17 protein-coding genes and 1 pseudogene are annotated in these 18,433 nt (G+C 68.0%); 6 read left to right on the top strand and 12 right to left on the bottom strand.

What is annotated here, in order from left to right:
- Positions 1-84 precede the first annotated feature (84 nt).
- The 6 genes from ACYVKR_RS11275 to ACYVKR_RS11250 all read right to left on the bottom strand — a co-directional run bounded on the left by ACYVKR_RS11275 (position 85) and on the right by ACYVKR_RS11250 (position 7,389).
- Complete coding sequence (locus ACYVKR_RS11275; protein ID WP_460480993.1) at positions 85-813, bottom strand: ABC transporter ATP-binding protein; 729 nt, start codon at positions 811-813, stop codon at positions 85-87.
- On the bottom strand, positions 810-1,583 hold the full coding sequence (locus tag ACYVKR_RS11270) for an ABC transporter ATP-binding protein (RefSeq protein WP_460480992.1): 774 nt from the start codon (positions 1,581-1,583) through the stop codon (positions 810-812). The genes ACYVKR_RS11275 and ACYVKR_RS11270 overlap by 4 nt, the downstream gene beginning before the upstream one ends.
- A 74-nt stretch (positions 1,584-1,657) precedes the next feature.
- Positions 1,658-3,286, bottom strand: a complete 1,629-nt coding sequence (locus ACYVKR_RS11265; RefSeq protein WP_460481000.1) for an ABC transporter ATP-binding protein — start codon at positions 3,284-3,286, stop codon at positions 1,658-1,660.
- 1 nt (position 3,287) lies between these two features.
- Positions 3,288-4,418 carry an ABC transporter permease gene (locus ACYVKR_RS11260; RefSeq protein WP_460480991.1) on the bottom strand — a complete coding sequence of 377 codons (1,131 nt, stop codon included), beginning with the start codon at positions 4,416-4,418 and terminating at the stop codon, positions 3,288-3,290.
- A 70-nt stretch (positions 4,419-4,488) separates the two neighbouring features.
- Positions 4,489-5,517, bottom strand: coding sequence for a microcin C ABC transporter permease YejB (locus ACYVKR_RS11255; protein WP_460480990.1), 1,029 nt, complete (start codon positions 5,515-5,517; stop codon positions 4,489-4,491).
- Between the two features lie 12 nt (positions 5,518-5,529).
- Positions 5,530-7,389 carry an extracellular solute-binding protein gene (locus ACYVKR_RS11250; protein WP_460480989.1) on the bottom strand — a complete coding sequence of 620 codons (1,860 nt, stop codon included), beginning with the start codon at positions 7,387-7,389 and terminating at the stop codon, positions 5,530-5,532.
- Positions 7,390-7,465: 76 nt separating this feature from the next.
- Between ACYVKR_RS11250 and fabI the strand changes: the two genes are divergently transcribed.
- The 5 genes from fabI (at position 7,466) to ACYVKR_RS11225 (ending at position 12,614) form a co-directional block, all read left to right on the top strand.
- Complete coding sequence (gene fabI / locus ACYVKR_RS11245) at positions 7,466-8,266, top strand: enoyl-ACP reductase FabI (protein WP_460480988.1); 801 nt, start codon at positions 7,466-7,468, stop codon at positions 8,264-8,266.
- Positions 8,267-8,493: 227 nt separating this feature from the next.
- Complete coding sequence (locus ACYVKR_RS11240; protein WP_460480987.1) at positions 8,494-9,186, top strand: cysteine hydrolase family protein; 693 nt, start codon at positions 8,494-8,496, stop codon at positions 9,184-9,186.
- A gap of 163 nt (positions 9,187-9,349) precedes the next feature.
- Positions 9,350-10,243, top strand: a complete 894-nt coding sequence (locus ACYVKR_RS11235; protein WP_460480986.1) for a phosphonate/selenate family ABC transporter substrate-binding protein — start codon at positions 9,350-9,352, stop codon at positions 10,241-10,243.
- Positions 10,240-11,058, top strand: a complete 819-nt coding sequence (locus ACYVKR_RS11230; RefSeq protein ID WP_460480985.1) for a phosphonate ABC transporter ATP-binding protein — start codon at positions 10,240-10,242, stop codon at positions 11,056-11,058. The genes ACYVKR_RS11235 and ACYVKR_RS11230 overlap by 4 nt, the downstream gene beginning before the upstream one ends.
- Positions 11,049-12,614 (top strand): PhnE/PtxC family ABC transporter permease, encoded by a 1,566-nt coding sequence (locus ACYVKR_RS11225; RefSeq protein ID WP_460480984.1) that lies wholly within the window; start codon positions 11,049-11,051, stop codon positions 12,612-12,614. Before ACYVKR_RS11230 ends, ACYVKR_RS11225 begins: the two co-directional genes overlap by 10 nt.
- Positions 12,615-12,617: 3 nt before the next feature.
- Here ACYVKR_RS11225 and ACYVKR_RS11220 read toward each other — a convergent pair whose 3' ends face one another.
- From ACYVKR_RS11220 to ACYVKR_RS11205, 4 genes are read right to left on the bottom strand one after another with little or no spacing between them, the layout of a single operon-like run.
- Positions 12,618-13,232 carry a hypothetical protein gene (locus tag ACYVKR_RS11220; RefSeq protein ID WP_460480983.1) on the bottom strand — a complete coding sequence of 205 codons (615 nt, stop codon included), beginning with the start codon at positions 13,230-13,232 and terminating at the stop codon, positions 12,618-12,620.
- 24 nt (positions 13,233-13,256) lie between these two features.
- Positions 13,257-13,469: a DUF4287 domain-containing protein gene (locus tag ACYVKR_RS11215; protein ID WP_460480982.1), complete on the bottom strand. Its 213-nt coding sequence runs from the start codon at positions 13,467-13,469 to the stop codon at positions 13,257-13,259.
- 31 nt (positions 13,470-13,500) lie between these two features.
- Positions 13,501-13,878 (bottom strand): VOC family protein, encoded by a 378-nt coding sequence (locus ACYVKR_RS11210; protein WP_460480981.1) that lies wholly within the window; start codon positions 13,876-13,878, stop codon positions 13,501-13,503.
- 41 nt (positions 13,879-13,919) lie between these two features.
- On the bottom strand, positions 13,920-14,945 hold the full coding sequence (locus tag ACYVKR_RS11205; protein ID WP_460480980.1) for a D-alanine--D-alanine ligase family protein: 1,026 nt from the start codon (positions 14,943-14,945) through the stop codon (positions 13,920-13,922).
- A 254-nt stretch (positions 14,946-15,199) separates the two neighbouring features.
- Here ACYVKR_RS11205 and ACYVKR_RS11200 point away from each other — a divergent pair.
- Positions 15,200-15,640: pseudogene (locus ACYVKR_RS11200) on the top strand (putative quinol monooxygenase); the annotation flags it as partial.
- 73 nt (positions 15,641-15,713) lie between these two features.
- On the opposite strand, the gene ACYVKR_RS11195 reads toward ACYVKR_RS11200, so the two are convergent.
- Both ACYVKR_RS11195 and ACYVKR_RS11190 read right to left on the bottom strand, forming a co-directional pair.
- Positions 15,714-17,264, bottom strand: a complete 1,551-nt coding sequence (locus ACYVKR_RS11195; protein ID WP_460480979.1) for a SulP family inorganic anion transporter — start codon at positions 17,262-17,264, stop codon at positions 15,714-15,716.
- Positions 17,265-17,397: 133 nt separating this feature from the next.
- Positions 17,398-18,432 carry an ornithine cyclodeaminase family protein gene (locus tag ACYVKR_RS11190; RefSeq protein ID WP_460480978.1) on the bottom strand — a complete coding sequence of 345 codons (1,035 nt, stop codon included), beginning with the start codon at positions 18,430-18,432 and terminating at the stop codon, positions 17,398-17,400.
- Between the last annotated feature and the right edge of the window lies 1 nt (position 18,433).

Here is an 18,433-nt window from a genome sequence, read left to right as displayed (position 1 = left end):
GAACGTGTTGAACACGTTCCCTTTTACTGCATCAATTGGCTTTCTGGCTTAACTGACTGGCATTGCGCCTCCGGGCGGTTTTTTTTACACCCCGAGCAGGCGCTCGCCGGCCTTCTCGCGCGCCGCCAGCTCGTCCATGCCGCCGGCAAAGCGGACCTGGCCGCGCTCGAGCACATAGGCGCGGTCGCTGACCCAGCGCGCGAAGTGCAGGTTCTGCTCGCACAGCAGGATGCTCACGCCCTGCGACTTGAGCTGCAGGATCATCTGCGCCATCTGCTCGACGATGACCGGCGCCACGCCTTCCGAGGGCTCGTCGAGCAGCACCAGGCAGGGGTTGCCCATCAGCGTGCGCGCCACGGTCAGCATCTGCTGCTCGCCGCCACTCATCTGCCCGCCGGGCCGGTGCGGCATGGCCGCGAGGTTGGGGAACAGCGCCAGCAGGCGCTCGGGCGTCCAGTCGCTGGCGATGCTGCCGTCGGGCCAACGGCGCGGCGGCTGGCGGCCGACCTCGAGGTTCTCCAGCACCGTCAGCTCGGTGAAGATGCGCCGGTCCTCGGGCACATAGCCCAGGCCCAGCCGAGCCACCGCATGGGCCGGCTGCCGCGTGATGTCGCGCCCGGCGAAATGCACAGCTCCGCGCCGCCGCTCAATCAGGCCCATGATGGCCTTGAGCGTGGTGGACTTGCCGGCGCCGTTGCGCCCCATCAGCGCCACCACCTCGCCGCGCCGCACCTGCAGATCCACGTCGAACAGCACCTGCGCGGCGCCATAGCCCGCGCACAGCTGGCGCACGTCCAGCAACGCATCCGTCATGCAGCCTCCTGCGGGTCGAGCAAACGGCCCGAGCCGAGGTAGACGCGCTGCACCTCGGCATTGGCGCGCACCTCTTCGGGCGTGCCCTCGGCAATCAGCCGGCCGCGCGCCAGCACCAGGATGCGATCGGCATAGGCGAACACCACGTCCATGCTGTGCTCGGTGAAGAGCACCGCCATGCGCTGCTCGTGCGCGAGCCGGCGGGTCAGCGCCATCAGCTGCAGGCGCTCGGCCGGGGCCATGCCGGCGGTGGGCTCGTCCATCAGCAGCAGCACCGGCTGGTGCGCGATGGCCATGGCCAGCTCGACGCGCTTCACGTCGCCATAGGCCAGCTCGCTGCAGGGGCGCTCGGCCTGCGCGTCCATGCCGACCAGGGCCAGCAGCGCAAGCGCCCGGCCGCGCTCGAACTGCGCCGCACGCGGCCACAGCCGGTTCAGCCGCCCGGCATGCGACAGCAGGGCCATCTGCACGTTCTCGACCACGGTGAGGCTGGCGAAGGTCTCGGCGATCTGGAAGGTGCGGCCCACGCCCAGGCGCCAGACCTCGCGCGGCTTCAGGCCCACGAGTTCGGTCACCTGCCCGTCGTTGTCGAGCCGCACCGAGCCACCGTCGGCACGCAGCTGGCCATTGAGCATGTTGAAGGTGGTGGACTTGCCCGCGCCGTTGGGGCCGATCAGCGCCAGCACCTCGCCGCGCGCCAGCGCGAAGTCCACGCCGTCCACGGCCTGCACGCCGCCAAAGGATTTGCGCAGGCCCGCGACCTGCAGCAAGGTTTCGCTTCCAAAAGATGAGCTATCAGCGCTTGCTGTATGCGCGCCAGAGGCCGATTTGGCATCAAGTCCCGTCACGCGGCCGCCCCGACGGTGCTGGCCGCCATCAGTTGGCGCGTGTAGGGCTCGCGCGGATGCTCCAGCACCGCCAGCGCCTCGCCGGCCTCGACGATGGCGCCGTCCTTCATCACCACCACGCGGTGCGCCATGGCGCGGATCACCGCCACGTCGTGCGTGATGAGCACGTAGCTCAGGCCGCGCTCCTTCTGCAGGCGCTGCAGCAGCGCCAGCACCTGCTGCTGGATGGTGACGTCGAGCGCGCTGGTGGGCTCGTCGAGCACCAGGATCTCGGGGTCGACGATCAGCGCCCGCGCGATGGCGATGCGCTGGCGCTGGCCGCCCGAGAATTCGTGCGGATAGCGCTCCAGCAGGCCGGGGAATTGCGCCTCGCCCAGGCCTACTTCGCCGAGCCGGTCCAGCACCTGCTGCTGCAGCTCGGCCGGCGGCAGGCCGGGCTGGGCCAGGCGCAGGCCCTCGCCGACGATCTCCTGCACCGTCATGCGCGGCGACAGCGACGAGAACGGGTCCTGGAACACCACCTGCACCTGGCGGCGCAGCGCCTGGTTGGCGGCCGAGTTGTGCTGCGCGGGCTGCTGCCACTGCCGGCCGGCCACTTCCAGCCGGCCCTGACTGGGCAGCAGGCCGAGGATGGCCTGCGCCAGCGTGGACTTGCCCGAGCCCGATTCGCCGATCACCCCCAGCGTCTCGCCGGGGCCGAGCTGCAGGTCGGCGCCCTGCACCGCCACGAACTCGCCCTTGCGGAACCAGCCCTCGAAGCCCGGCAACCGCGTGGCATAGCCCACACGCAGGCCCTCGGCGCGCAGCACGGGCGCGCCGCCCGCCGGCGGCTGGGCCACGTCGCGCCGCGGCGCGCTGGCCAGGAGCTTGCGCGTATACGGGTGCTGGGGCGCGGCGAACACCTGGGCCACCGGGCCCTGCTCCACCAGCGCGCCCTTTTCCATCACCGCCACGCGGTCGGCAAAGCTGCGCACCAGCGGCAGGTCGTGGGTGATGATGAGCACGCCCATGCCGGTCTGGCGCTGCAGGTCGGCCAGCAGCTCGAGCACCTGGCCGCGCAGGCTCACGTCGAGCGCGGTGGTGGGCTCGTCGGCGATCAGCAGCTTGGGGCGGCTGGCCAGGGCCATGGCGATCATTGCGCGCTGGCGCTGGCCGCCCGAGAGCTGGTGCGGGTAGCTGCGCACGCGCTCGGCGGGCTGCGGGATGCCGGTGGCGGCCAGCAGCTGCTGCGCCTGCTCCCAGGCCTGCTTGGCGTTCAGGCCCTGCTTGAGGCGCAGCACCTCGACTATCTGCGCGCCGATGGTCATCAGCGGGTTCAGCGCCGTCATCGGCTCCTGGAAGATCACGGCGATGTCGTCGCCGCGCACGGCCTGGATGTCGCGTTCGGAGATCTGCAGCAGGTTGCGCTCGCCCATCAGCACCTCGCCGCTGAGCTGGGCCTCGCCCACCAGGCGCAGCAGCGACAGCGCCGTCACCGTCTTGCCCGAGCCGGACTCGCCGACCAGGGCCAGCTTCTCGCCGGCGCGGATGTCCAGGCTCACACCCTGCACCACGGTCTTGTCGCCGAAACGCACATGCAGGTCGCGCACCTGCACCAGCGGCACCTGCGCGGCATAGCGGGACATCTCAAACATGGCTGGCCTCCGTGATCGCCGGGTCGGCCACCGGTGCCGCTGCCGGCGCCGCCCCGGTCTGCTGCTGCTTGCGCGGATCGAGCGCGTCGCGCAGCGCGTCGCCCATGAAGGTCAGCAGCAGCAGCGTGACGACCAGCACGCCGAAGGTGGACAGCGAGATCCACCACGCGTCGATGTTGTTCTTGCCCTGCGAGAGCAGTTCGCCCAGGCTCGGCGTGCCCGGTGGCACGCCCAGGCCCAGGAAGTCGAGCGAGGTGAGCGTGAGGATGGCCGCGCTCATGCGGAACGGCAAAAAGGTGACCACCGGCGTGAGGCTGTTGGGCAGGATGTGGCGCCACATGATCTGCCCGTTGGACACGCCCAGCGCGCGCGCGGCCTTCACGTAGTCGAGCTGGCGGTTGCGCAGGAATTCGGCCCGCACGTAGTCGGACAGCCCCATCCAGCCGAACAGCGACAGCAGCACCAGCAGCAGCGCCACGCTGGGTGCGAGCACCGCGCTGAAGATGATGAGCAGGTACAGCTCGGGCATCGAGGTCCAGACCTCGATGAAGCGCTGGAAGAACAGGTCGGTACGCCCACCGAAGAAGCCCTGGATCGCGCCGGTGATGATGCCGATCACCACGCCGACCACCGTGAGCGCCAGCCCGAACAGCACGCTCACGCGAAAGCCGTAGAGCAGCTGCGCCAGCAGGTCGCGGCCGCGGTCGTCGGTGCCCAGCCAGTTGTCGCGCGAGGGCGGCGACGGGTTGGGCGCCTTGGCGAAGTAGTTGATGGTGTCCGCGCCGTAGCGGTTGGGCGGAAAGACGGCCCAGTTGCCCGGCTCGGCCAGGCGCTGCTGGATGAACGGGTCGAGGTAGTCGGTGGGCGTGTGGAAGTCGCCGCCGAAGGTGGTCTCGGGGTAGTCGTGCGCCAGCGGCCAGTAGGTCTGCCCCTGGTAGCGCACCACCAGCGGCTTGTCGTTCGACAGCACATTGGCGAACAGGCTGGTGACCACCAGCAGCACGAACAGCACCAGGCTCCAGAAGCCCAGCCGGTTGGCGCGAAAGCGCCGCCAGGCACGCGCGGCGGGCGATTGCGAGGGCGATGGCGAGCGGGGGCGGGCCTGATTCACTACACTATTCATAGCTGCTCGCGCTTGCTGTATAAGCGCTGGAGTGCATTTTTATTCAAAATCATCGCCTCTCTCCATCGACTCAGTCGAATTTGACGCGGGGGTCCACCCACACGTAGCACAGGTCGCTGACCAGCTTGGTCACCAGCCCGATCAGCGTGAACAGATACAGCGTGCCCAGCACCACCGGGTAGTCGCGGCGGATCACGCTCTCGTAGCTCAGCAGGCCCAGGCCGTCGAGCGAGAACAGGGTCTCGATCAGCAGCGCCCCGGTGAAGAAGGCGCCGATGAAGGCCGCCGGAAAGCCGGTGACGATGGGCAGCAGCGCATTGCGGAACACATGGCGCCACAGCACCTGGCGCTCGGAGAGGCCCTTGGCCCGCGCCGTCTGCACGTACTGCTTGCGGATCTCTTCGAGGAAGGCGTTCTTGGTGAGCATGGCCGTCACCGCGAAGCTGCCCGCCACCATGGCGGTGACCGGCAGCGCGATGTGCCAGAGGTAGTCGACGATGCGGGCGCCCCAGCCCAGCTCATCCCAGTTGGCCGAGGTGAGCCCGCGCAGCGGGAACCACTGCAGCTGCCCGCCGAAGACCACCAACAGCGCCACGCCCAGCACGAAGCCGGGGATGGCATAGCCCACCAGGATGACGATGGTGGTCACCAGGTCGAAGCGCGAGCCCGCGCGCACCGCCTTGGCCACACCCAGCGGCACGGCCACGAGGTAGCTGATGAAGAAGGTCCACAGCCCCAGGCTGATGGAGACCGGCAGCTTCTCCTGGACCAGCGCCCACACGCTCTTGTTCTGGAAGAAGCTGCGCCCCAGGTCGAAGCGTGCGAACTGCGACAGCATCTGCACGAAGCGCTCGGCCGGCGGCTTGTCGAAGCCGTACAGCGCCTTGATCTCGTCGAGCCGCTTGGGGTCCACGCCCTGCGCACCGCGGTACGACAGGCCGCCCGACTCGGCGGCGCGGCCCGCGCCCGCCTTGGCCTCGGCCAGGTACTGCTCCACCGGCCCGCCCGGCACGAACTGGATCACGACGAAGGTCAGCAGCAGCACGCCGAACAGCGTGGGGATCATCAGCAGCAGGCGCTTGAGGATGTAGGCGAACATGCGAATTTCCGGTTATCGGCCGGCGGCCGTGGCCGCCGTGTCCGTAGTCCATGGCGGGTTGCGCGCCCACCAGGTGTAGACCGCCCACATCTCGCCGGGCGAATACGGCGGGATCTCGCCCGGCATCTCCAGCCGCCAGGCATCGAACACCATGCGGTGCGTGCCGGCGTACCACTGCGGGATGAAGTAATGGCCGTGGGTGACGATGCGCTCCAGCGCATGGCAGGCGGGCAGCATCTGCTGCTCGGTCTTGGCGGACACCAGGGCCTGGATGACGGCATCGACCGCAGGGCTCTTCACGCCAGCGAGGTTGCCAGAATCCTCCAGGTCGGCGGCGGCGCTGCCGAACAGCTCGGCGTATTCCTGGCCCGGGTTGTTGGTGCCCGGGTAGGCGATGGTGACGATGTCGAAATCGAACTTCTGCAGCCGCTGCTGGTACAGCGCGAAGTCGACCACGCGCACGTTCATGCGCACGCCGAGCTTCTGCAGGTTGCGTATCCACGGCGACACCACCTTGATGCCGCCTTCGCTGCTCTCCAGGTATTCGAGCACCAGGGCCTCGCCCTGGGCGTTGCGTAGCACGCCGTCGTCCTTCACCGTCCAGCCGGCATCGGCCAGCAGCTTCTGGGCCTGGCGCAGGTTCCCGCGCAGGCTGTGGTCGCCATCGGTGCGCGGCGGGTCTTCCATGGGGCCCAGCGTGCCGGGCGGCAGGTCCTTGGCAAAGGGCTGCAGCAGGGCCAGCTCCTGCGGCGTGGGCTCGCCACGGGTCTCGCAGGCGGTGTTGCCGAACAGCCCGCGCACGCGCTTGTACGAGCCGTAGAACATCTGGCGGTTCATCCATTCATAGTCGAAGGCCAGGCCCAGCGCCTCGCGCACCCGCACGTCCTGCAACAGCGGCCGGCGGGTGTTGAGCACATAGCTCTGGAAGCCCGCGGGCAGCTTGTTGGCGAACTCGCCCTTGCGCAGCTCGCCGCTGTCGAAGCGCTTGCCGTACAGGCGCCGCGCCCAGTCGCCGGCGCTGAAAAAGCGCATCAGGTCGAACTCGCCGGCCTTCAACGCCTCCAGCCGGGCGGTGTTGTCGCGGTAGATCTTGACCGTGATGCGGTCGAAATTGGCCATGCCCCGGCGCACGGCGAGTTGGCTGCCCCAGTAGCCGGGGTCGCGCACATAGGTGATGTCCTTGCCGAAGCGCACCGGGCCGATCTTGTAGGGGCCGCTGCCGATGGGCGTGTCCGTCACCACCTGGTCGAAGGGCTTGGGCTTGCCGTCCTCGCCCAGGCCCCAGTCGCGGCTGAAGACCGGCAGGCCGCCCACGGTGAGCGGCAGCTCGCGGTTGGGCTTGTGGAAGCGAAAGCGCACCGTGCGCTCGTCCAGCACGTCGCAGCCGGCCACGTCGACCAGCAGGGTCTTGTAGCCGGGCGACACGTACTTGCTGATCAGCGTCTCGTAGCTGTGCTTCACGTCCTGCGCGAGCACCGGCTTGCCGTTGTGGAAGCGCGCCTCGGGCCGCAGCCGGAAGGTGGCCGACAGGCCGTCATCCGCCACCTCCACGTCCTCGGCCAGCAGGCCGTAGCCAGTGGCCGTCTCGTCGAGGCTGCCCGTGAGCAGCGACTCGAACAGCATGTCCGACAGGTAGGCCGGCGGCGAGCCCTTGATGGTGAACGGGTTGTACTTGTCGAAGGTGGAGTAGCGCAGGTTGCTCACCAGCCGCAGTTCGCCGCCTTTGGGCGCATCGGGCCGGGCATAGGCGAAGTGCTTGAAGTCCGCCCCATAGCGGGGCTGCCCCCACAGTGCATAGGCATGGGCCGCAAGCACGGGCGGCGCAGCAAGCGACAAAATGAACGGCAGGCACAGGGACAGGCGGTGGCGCATGCGACAATTCTGCCGTACTTATTCCAGCATTCAGCCAAGCGCCGTCCGCGGCGGCGCACAACCGGAGAAAAGAACAATGGGTTTCCTGACTGGCAAAAAACTTTTGATCACCGGCGTGTTGTCCAACCGCTCCATCGCCTATGGCGTGGCCAAGGCCTGCCACCAGCAAGGCGCCGAGCTGGCCTTCAGCTACGTGGGCGAGCGCTTCAAGGACCGCATCACCGAGTTCGCGGCCGAATTTGACTCCAAGCTGGTGTTTGACTGCGACGTGGGCGACGACGCCCAGATCGGCAAGCTGTTTGCCGACCTCGGCGCCACCTGGGGCAAGTTCGACGGCTTCGTGCACTCCATCGGCTTTGCGCCGCGCGAGGCCATCGCCGGTAACTTCCTCGATGGCCTGTCGCGCGAGGGCTTCAAGATTGCCCATGACATCAGCGCCTACAGCTTCCCCGCGATGGCCAAGGCGGCCCTGCCCTACCTGAACGACAAGTCCTCGCTGCTGACGCTGTCGTACCTGGGCGCGCTGCGCTCCATTCCCAACTACAACACCATGGGCTTGGCCAAGGCCTCGCTCGAAGCATCCGTGCGCTACCTGGCCGAGGCCGTGGGCCGCACCGCCGACGGCCGTGCCATCCGCGCCAACGGCATCAGCGCCGGCCCCATCAAGACGCTGGCCGCCAGCGGCATCAAGGACTTCGGCAAGCTGCTCGGCCGCGTGGCCGACGCCTCGCCGCTGCGCCGCAACGTGACCATCGAGGATGTGGGCAACGTCGCCGCCTTCCTGCTGTCCGACCTGGCCTCGGGCGTGACGGCCGAGATCACCTACGTGGACGGCGGCTTCAGCCAGACGGCGGGGCTGTCGGCGGACCAGGTGTAAACACCCTCGTCCCCCTCGATCGGCCGCCTGTCTAGCAGGCGGCTTTTTTTATTTCTTCGGCCAACCCATTGTTCAAAAAATAGAACTCTCATACGCCAAGCCGCCGGCTATCGGGATCGGTTCATCCTGGCTACAGTGGAGCCACTGCGGATCGAGAAGCGCCTGGAAGGCAACCCTCCGAAAAGCAGGAAATCAACCTTCAACCATTTGTTTTCAGGAGATTTCCCATGACCAGCCAGATCGCCATTCCCGCCAACTTCAACGGCGCCAAGCCCGTGATCGATCCCAAAAACGTCGCCATGCTGCTGATCGACCACCAGAGTGGATTGTTCCAAACGGTGCACGATATGCCGTTCACTACACTGCGCCGCCTAGCGGCCACGCTGGCAAAGATCGCCACGCTGGCCAAGATCCCCGTCATCACCACGGCCTCGGTGCCGCAGGGCCCCAACGGCCCGCTGATTCCCGAGATCCACCAGAACGCGCCGCATGCCCGGTACGTTGCCCGCAAGGGGGAGATCAATGCCTGGGACAACCCGGAGTTCGTGCAGGCGGTGAAGGCCACCGGCAAGCAGCAGCTCATCATTGCCGGCACCATCACCAGCGTGTGCATGGCTTTTCCGTCCATCGCCGCGGTGGCGGACGGCTACCAGGTGTTCGCGGTGATCGATGCCTCGGGCACCTACTCCAAGATGGCCGAGGAGATCACGCTGATGCGCATGGTGCAGGCGGGCGTGGTGCCCATCGACACGGCGGCCGTGGCCTCCGAGCTGCAGAAGACCTGGAACCGCGAGGACGCCGCCCAGTGGGCCGAGGCCTATACCGGCATCTTCCCCAACTACCAGCTGCTGATCGAGAGCTACACCAAGGCGCAGGAAGTCGTGCAGCAGCACGAGCAGCTGGATTCGCAGCGCGCCTGAAGCCCAGGAAGCCCTACCGGCGGCGTATGGCGCCGCATTTGCAGGACAATCACGCTCCAGCGGTCGGTGTACCGCCCTAGAGCCCTGTGGCCCCCGCCGCAGGGCTGTTTCATTAAACCGCCGTGTACCCGGACGGCGGTGGCTGATTGGAACGGAGCTTTCGATGACCCATATTCCTGCGCGCCGCCGGGCGCTGCGGCATGCGGCTGCCTGTGCGCTGGCCGCTGCTTCGCTGTCCACCCTGACCGCCTTGCCGGCTTTTGCGGCCGATCCGCAGGTGCTGCGCGTGTCGGCCATCCCCGACGAAGCGCCCACCGAGCTGCAGCGCAAGTTCGAGCCGCTGGGCCAGTACCTGTCGCAGGCCATTGGCATGAAGGTGGTGTTCACCCCCGTGTCCGACTACGCGGCCGTGGTCGAATCGCTGGCCACGCGCAAGCTCGACCTGGCCTGGCTGGGCGGCTTCACCTTCGTGCAGGCGCGCATCCGCACCAACGGCACGGCCATCCCCATCGTGCAGCGCGCCGAGGATGCGCAGTTCACCTCCAGGTTCATCACCGCCGATCCGGCCATCAAGACGCTGGCCGACCTGAAGGGCAAGACCTTCGCCTTCGGCGCGCCCTCGTCCACCTCGGGCAGCCTGATGCCGCGCTTCTTCCTGCAGAAGGCCGGCCTCAACCCCGAGAAGGACTTCAAGACCGTGGCCTACTCGGGCGCGCACGACGCCACCGTGGCCTTCGTGGCCGCGGGCCGCGCCGAGGCCGGCGTGCTCAACGCCTCGGTCTGGGACAAGCTGGTCGAGTCCAAGAAGGTGGACACCGCCAAGGTGCGCGTGTTCGACACCACGCCGCCCTACTTCGACTACAACTGGACGGTGCGCGGCGACCTGAGCCCGGAGCTGGTCAAGAAGCTGACCGACGCCTTCCTCGCGCTCGACGCCTCCAAGCCCGAGCACAAGGCCATCCTGGAGCTGCAGCGCGCCTCGCGCTTCGTCGCCACCAAGTCCGAGAACTACGACGGCATCGAAGCCGCCGCCAAGACCGCCGGACTGCTGAAGTGAGCTTTGCGCTGCAGGATGCGGGGCTGACGTACGGCACAGTGGGCGCCGCCGCGCCCGTGCTGGCCGGCATCACGCTGGCCGCGCGCCAGGGCGAGCACATCGCGCTGATCGGCCCGTCCGGCGCGGGCAAGACCTCGCTGCTGTCGCTGATCGGCACCGCGCAGGCGGCCACCAGCGGCCGGCTGTCGGTGCTGGACACGCCGGTGCCCGCAGGCTTGCCGCCCAGGGAGCTGCGCCAGCTGCGCGCCCGCATCGGCACCGTGTACCAGGCCGCGCCCATCGCGCCGCGCCAGCGCGTCGTCACCGCCGTGCTGGCCGGCAGGCTCGGCCAGTGGCCGGCCTGGAAGGCGCTGGCCTCGCTGCTGTACCCGCAGGACGTGGAAGGCGCCCGCCAGGCGCTGGCGCGCGTGCAGCTCGAAGACAAGCTCTTCGTGCGCTGCGACCAGCTCTCGGGCGGGCAGCTGCAGCGCGTGGGCATCGCCCGCGTGCTCTACCAGCAGGCGGGGCTGATCCTGGCCGATGAGCCCGTGTCCGCGCTCGACCCGCTGCTGGCCCAGGCTACCGTGCAGTTGCTGGCGCAGGAAGCCACCGCCCGCAACGCCACGCTGGTGGCCAGCCTGCATGCGGTGGACTTGGCGCTGGCGCACTTTCCGCGCATCGTCGGCATCCGTGCCGGCCGCATCGCCTTCGACCTGCCCGCCAGCCAGGTCACCGAACCTCTGCTGGCCGCGCTCTACGCTGGCGACAGCGCGGCCGGGCACGACCACGCCAGCCCCGCCCTCGTTCCACAGCCCCTCACCCGCGTATGCTGCTGACCGCCACGCACCGCGACCCCGCCGCGCCCGGCCGGCTCACGGCCGTGGTGCTGGGCCTGCTGGTGCTGTGGCCGCTATTCCAGGCGGCCGGCTGGAACCCCACCGCCCTGCTCTCGCCCGACAACCTGCGCGTGGCCGGCGGCTTTCTGTCCGGCTTCTGGCCGCCCGAAACCGGCACCGAATTCCTGGGCTACCTGGGCCGGGCCACGCTGCAGACGCTGGCCATCGCCACCGCGGGCCTCGCGCTGGCCTTTGTTCTGGCCGTGCCGCTGGCCTATGCGGCCACCGCCGCCGCGCGCGAGCGGCCCGCTTATCGCCCGCTGGCACGCGGCCTGCTCACGCTGCTGCGCGGCATTCCCGAGCTGGTGTGGGCGCTGGTCTTTGTGCGCGTCTTCGGCCTCGGGCCGGCCGCCGGCGTGCTGGCGCTCGGGCTGACCTACGGCGGCATGCTGGCCAAGGTCTATGCCGAGATCCTCGAATCCACGCCGGCCGCGCCGGCCCGCGCGCTGCAGTTGGCCGGCGCACGCCGGCCGCTGGCCATGCTCTATGGCCTGCTGCCGCAGGCCGCGAAAGAGCTGGTGTCGTACACGCTGTACCGCTGGGAATGCGCGATCCGCGCCTCGGTGGTCATGGGCTTTGTCGGCGCCGGCGGCCTGGGCCAGCTGATGGACCAGGCCATGAAGATGCTCAACGGCGGCGAGGCCTGCAGCATCCTCCTCACCTTCATGCTGCTGGTGCTGGGCGCCGATGCGCTGTCGGGCCTGCTGCGCCGCGCGCTCGACGCCGCACCCGCCGCCACCCGCTCGCCGCTGGGCTGGCGCAGCGCCGCCATGGCGGCTGCCGTGATGGCCGGCCTGCTGGCCAGCCTGCGGCTGCTGGACATGGACCTGCCCGCGCTTTTCACCGCCGATGCGGCCCACACCATGGGCGAGTTCGTGCGCGACTTCTTCCCGCCCGACCTGGGCGGCGACTGGCTGGCCCGCGTGGCGCGCGGCACCTGGGAGACGCTGGCCATCTCCATCGTCGGCACCCTGCTGGCCGCCGCGCTGGGCCTGCTGCTGGCACTGCCCACGCAGCACTGGTGGCGCGGGCCGTGCAACCTGCTGCTGAATGCGCTGCGCTCCGTGCCCGAGCTGGTCTGGGCCACGCTGACCGCGCTGGCCGTGGGCCTGGGGCCCTTCGCCGGCGCGCTGGCACTGGCGCTGCACACCACCGGCGTGCTGGGTCGCCTGTATGCCGAGGCGCTGCAGAACACGCCGCCCACCGCCTCGCGCGCGCTGCGCCACGCGGGCAGCGGCCGCGCCATGGCCTTCCTCTACGGCACGCTGCCCGCCGCCGCGCCGCAGCTCGCGGCCTACACACTGTACCGCTGGGAAATGAACATCCGCATGGCCGCCATCCTGGGCTTTGTCGGCGCGGGCGGCCTGGGGCAACTGCTGTATGTGGAGCTGTCGCTGTTCCACCATGCGCAGGCCTGCACCGTCATCATCGCGATGCTGGCGCTGTCGGTGGCGGTGGACGCGGGAAGCGCCTGGGTGCGCAGGCGCATGGGATAAGGCTCAAGCCAGTTGGAACGCCCCTATGACATCGACATTCAGTGCAGGGTAGACGTTTTCCTGCACCAACTCCAACCGATCGACCTTCCACTCTTCGCAGAACGCAGGAGCGCGCTGGCAAGCAGCCTCCACCAGGCTCAATGCAACCTGCTGGCGATAGCGAAACAGGGTGATGTGCTGGATGCCCGGGCGATTGCAGGCAGGGAAGTCATCCGCAGCAAACGCTGCAATGCCGTCCCGCAGCTGCTCCAGCAGCGGCGATGGGTCGAACCTCAGAAAAACCGCGCTTTCCCCGGCATGAATGCGCTCCTGGCTCAGGACAAAAGAAGACGACGAAGACGCAATCCTGGTCAGGGCTTTAACCGTTTGCCCCTGGCGGCCCAACCATGCGGAGCGGTCCATGGCGCCAACAGGGCTGCGTGCCCATACGAATTGAAAGACGCTGAGGTGCAGTGTCGTCGCAGGGCAGCGGTACAAGCTGCCGGTGGGCGCCATGCTCTCGATGGCATCCTGCATGTCGGATAGCCGTCTTTGCACGGAACCCGGCGGGTAAGCAAGCACATTGATGGCAAAGGTGGGGCAGCCGACCTGGCTATCTGCCAGGGTCACAACGCCCACAGGACTCTGGTGCTGCCTCAAACCTCAGGCCTCCTGCTGCGCCCGGAAGTAGGCCACCAGGGCATTCGCATGCCCATGGCCGATCTGGTGCTGCTCCTTCAACAAAGCCACTTGCTCCATGTGCTTCTTGTCCTTCACCGACTCGAGGATGCCGAACCAATGCGCCACCGGTTGGCCGTAGTGCTTCTCGATGGACGGGAAGTACGAAGCCGGTCCTTTGACTTTGCTGTCTGTCATGCTTGACGCTCCAGGATAGGGACGATTGCGCTCAGGCCTCGGGCTGGTGGCAGACCACCTCGATGTTGTGCCCGTCCGGCCCGATGACGAAGGCCGCATAGTAGTGGGCGTGGTAGTTCGGACGCAAGCCCGGCGCACCGTTATCCTTCGCGCCGGCTTCCAGCGCAGCACGGTGGAAGGCATCAACCTGCTGGCGATTCTCGGCCGCAAAGGCCAGATGCAGGCGCGCCGGCTTCTCGTCGGTCTGGAACAGGCACAACGAGGCCTTGACCTGCGGGCGTACCAGCTCCACGCCGTAGGACGGCGCTCCTTCCGAAGCCACCGAGACACCCAGCGGCGCCAGCGCCTGGAGATAGAACGCCTTGCTGGCCGCATAGTCGCTGACGCCGAATTTGACGTGGTCGAACATCATTGCTCCTGAAGAATATCGGTCGATGACGGCCCAAGGTTCTACTTGCCTTGATGCCGCGCCATGCCCGCAATGCAGATCCGCTCGCACAGCTCGGCAAAAGGGATTTCGCTGGCGGCCGCAGATTGGGGCAGCAGGCTCGTGGCCGTCATGCCCGGCAAGGTGTTCACCTCCAGGCACCACAGGCGCCCCTCGCTGTCCAGGCGAAAGTCCGCCCGGCTGTAGCCGTCGAGCTTCAGCACCACATGCGCCCGCAACGCGGCTGCCTTGGCCTGCGCCACGATGGCTTCGGGCAGATCGGCCGGAAACACTTCGCGCATGGCGCCAGGCTGGTACTTGGCCTGGTAGTCGAAAACCGCTTCCGGCTCGACCATGATCTCCCCCACCGTCAAGGCCTGCCCACCCAGCACGCCCACCGTCAGCTCGCGGCCCGCAATGAATTGCTCCAGCATGACCTCGTCGTCGAAACGCGCCGCATGCTGGATGGCGGCCTCCAGCGCATCCGGATTCCGGACCACCGACAGGCCCACCGTCGAGCCCTGCCGGTTCGGCTTCACCACCAGCGGATAGCCGAGCTGCTGCGCCACAGCCTCTTGCGTACATGGCGCCATCAACCATCGCGGCGTCTGGACTCCTGCGGCGACAAACAGGCGCTTGGACAGGTCCTTGTCCATGGCAACGGCGCTTCCCAAGTGGCCGCTGCCCGTGTAGGCCACGCCGGCCAGGTCGAGCATGGCCTGCACCGTGCCGTCCTCGCCGGTCCCGCCATGCAGGGCCAGGAACACCACATCGACATCGGCAAGCGCCGGCGAGCGGACCAGGCTCGCTTCGCCCGACCGGAGCACCGCCAGCGCATCGGATGCAGGTGGCATCTTGCCGACCTGCGAGGTCAGCAAATGGCGCTCTTCCTCGGCCGTCAACAGCCCGCGCGAGGTTTCCACGGCCAGCACTTCGTGGCCGATGCTGCGCAGCGCCTTGACAACCTGGGCGCCGCTGGCGATCGAGACTTCGCGTTCTTCGCTGGTGCCGCCGAAGAGCACGGCGATCTTGAGTTTGTTGTTCGGCATATTCATGGCCCCCTGGACGGGGTGCTTTGCATGGTTGACTTGGCCGAAGAATAGCCGAGATGCCGCTTACCGCCGGCCGGGGCTCTGGCGCACTTTGTGGCGCTACGGATGACCTAAAGTTCCCGTTGACGGAATTGACTTGGAAGTTGGCCTTGCAGCGATTGCTGCTGCTCATGGCTGCATCGAGACCTATCGATCACAACTAAGTCGAGATCGTCATCCACTCGCCTCGAACTTCCTTCCTATATGAGGGCCCCATCGTCGGGCGCCTGATCGGCCGCGTGGCCGACGGACTGCTGGGCGGCATCGGCCTGGGGTTGATGGCCCTACTGCCCGCGCAGCCCGCCGACATGGACATCGTCTCGCGCATGGTGCTGTGCGGTATGGGCTTCGGGCTGTTCCAGTCGCCCAACAACCACACTATCGTCACCTCAGCCCCGGCCACGCTCAGCGGCGCGGCCAGCGGCATGCTGGCCGAGCAGGGCTGCCTCGAATACGCTGCCGCGGTCGACGCCGAGGGCCTACCGCCCCCCAAAGGCAGCCTGGGCGCGGACACCTTTACGGTCATCGAAAAGTGGGCCACCCTGGCCGATCTGCAAGTCCACGGCGCATCCGCACACATGACGGACTACACGGCCAAGACCAAGGCGCTGACGGCGGCGCGCATGATCCATAGCCTGCAGCGGGCGAGGTGACGGCCTCTGCGCCGGACGCTTCCGATTGAATAGCGCCCAGCCCCTGATACACGGGGGCTGGAGGCCAATTTCACTACTTCATGCCAGGCAGGGGCTTGGCGGCTCCATGCGCGCCGCCGTCACGCTGGTTGAGGAAGTGCTTGAGGACGAAGATGGCGGCCATCATGCTGTAGCCGTAGACCAGCGGCATGGCGTGGGCCTGCGCAATGCCGACCGCAGGGGAATGGATCACGCCCAGGAAGGTCAGCACGGCCCCGAACAGCGCGGCCGCCGCGCCGGCCAGGGGGCGGTCGGTGATCGCGAAGATCGCGATGCAGCCCCAGGTCATGCTGCTGAGCGGCGCGCCGTTGCCCAGGTTCGCCAGGCCTTGGTAGTAGACGCCCTTCGCAGCCAGCTTGTCGACGCCCACCGTCTTGGCGGCCGTGCCAGCGGCGGCCAACGTGTTGTTGACGACGGACAGGGCCCAGTTGGCGATCCACGGGAACATGGTGATGAAGATCACCGGCACCTCGTCCTTGGGCGACTCGCGCACGACCTGGTTGCAGGTCACGACACCGATGTAGACCAGGATCGGCACCACCGCGACCATGGGGATCAGGGCCAGCAGGAAAGCGCCCAGGCCGAACAGCGAGACCAGGAACATGGTCGCGCCGCTGAACAGGGTGTAGCCCGTACCGGCGCCGATGGACTTCCAGCCAGAGTGGCCGATGTAGACCGTCACCGGGTACGGGTTGCCGAACATGGCGCCGATCGTCGAGGACACGCCGTTCATCAGCATGACCTGGCGGGTCGGATAGGGGTCGCCGGCAGCATGCGCGCTCTCGATGTTCTCCAGGTCGAACACGTAGTTGGCCAGGCCCAGCGGAATCGCCGAAGCCAGGTGCGGCAGCGCATGCGGCAGGCCGTCGATGAAGCCGCTCACGTGCAGCTGCGGCGGATTGAAGCCGAAGGTGCTGAGCGATTCCTGCACCGCGGCCGCGCTCTGCAGCCCGAAGGCCCACGCCAGCACCGTGCCCACGGCCAGCAGCAGGAAGCCGGTCGGGATCTTCGGCAGGATCGGCCGCTTGCCGAACCAGTTCAGGAAGATCAGCAGCAGCACGACGAAGGCGACCGTCGGCGCCTGGAAGGACTGCAGGATCGGGTTCATGGCCAGCAGCAGCAGACCCAGGCCGGCCAGGCACGACAGCAGCACGGTGCGCGGGATGGCGCGCCGGATGGCGTCGCCCAGAAAGGAGCCCACGACCAGGATCATCGCCTCGGCGAAGCACCAGACCATGCCCACCTGGAGCGCGAACACGTGGTTCTTGGTCTGGATGTACAGCGGCAGGATGACCAGGAAGGTCACCGTGAAGATCGACGGCGCGCTCGGCCCCGACGGCAGGGCCGTGACGTCCGACCGCCCGCTGGACTTGGTGAGCCGCCAGGCGAAGTAGGTGTAGCTCAGGCTGGCCACGAAGATGGCCAGGCCGAAGGCCGGCACGACCTGGCCGAAAACCACGTCCTTGGGAATGCCGACGACGAAGAGCAGCAGCCCCGTCATCGTCAACAGGTTGGTCAGATTGTTCGACAGCAGGCCGAAGTAGCCGCCCCAGTCGCCCTTGCGCCAAAAGAATCCTGTCTCCATGTTTTTTTCTCCGGAAATGAATGGGACCCGTAGCCGTGCCGGGCACGGCCACTCTCCGGTTCCTGCGATCAGGACACGCCATGCGCCCGTTGCCGCTGGAACCGACGCCGAATTGCGATGAAACTTCCTGGGCTCAGGCGGCGAGGTCGATCTCTGTGCCTACGCCCTTTTCACGCGCTCTGGCCACAATGAGGCGGCCGATGGCCAGATCCTGGATGCCCAGGCCCGTGGAATTGAACAGGGTGATGTCTTCGTCCGAGTTGCGCCCTGCGGCCTTGCCGGTGATGACATCGCCGATTTCGGGCATGAGCCGGTCCTTGGAGACCGCGCCCTCGGCGATCGCCAGCAACAGGTCGCCGGAGTCGTGCATGGCCATGGCCGTGCTGTCGAGGAACACCCGGGCCTTGGCCATGCCGGCGGAATCGATCTCGCGGTGGTCCGGGCGCGGCGGCGCGCCGACCGCGTTGATGTGCTGGCCCGGCCTGAACCAGGCGCCCTCGACGTAGGCGTCGCGCGACGGCGTCAGCGTGCACACGATGTCGGCCTGGGCGAAGACCTCCTGCGGCGTGGCCGCGCCTTCCAGCACAAGGCCCGGGAACTGCGGCCCGACCTGCTCGATGAAGCTAGCGACGGTGGCGGCCGAGCGCGACCACACCACCACGCGTTCGATCGCGCGGACCTCGCGGATGGCACGCACGTGCTCGATGGCCAGCGCACCTGCGCCGATCAGCCCCAGCACACGGCTGTCGGCGCGCGACAGGTGCTTGGTGGCCACGGCACTGGCCGACGCGGTGCGGATGCGGGTCGGGATCTGGCCGTGGAAGATCGCGACCGGCGCGCCGGTCTCCTGCGAGACCAGCAAGGCCACCGAGCGCTGCGTTGGCAGCTTGCGCGCCGCGTTGTCGGGGATGTCGGCCAGCAGCTTGACCGCGGCCAGCCCCTGGCGGTCGGCCAGCGACGGCATGGCCAGGAAGGTCGCCGAGCCGGAGGGCAGCTTCATGGCCGTCGCCGCCGGCTGCGCGGCCGTGCCATTGGACATGTCGGCATGCGCGGCTTCCACTGCCGCGATGACTTCGGCCTGGGTCACCAGCCCTTCGCATTGTGTTCGCGACAACACCAGGGTGGTGCGGGGAAACGGCTGGCTATCGGTTGTCTTGTGGGTATCCATC

This window comes from Comamonas humi, assembly GCF_054782535.1.
The sequence above is the reverse complement of the archived record's forward strand: the minus strand, read 5'-3'. Positions and strand labels throughout refer to the sequence as shown.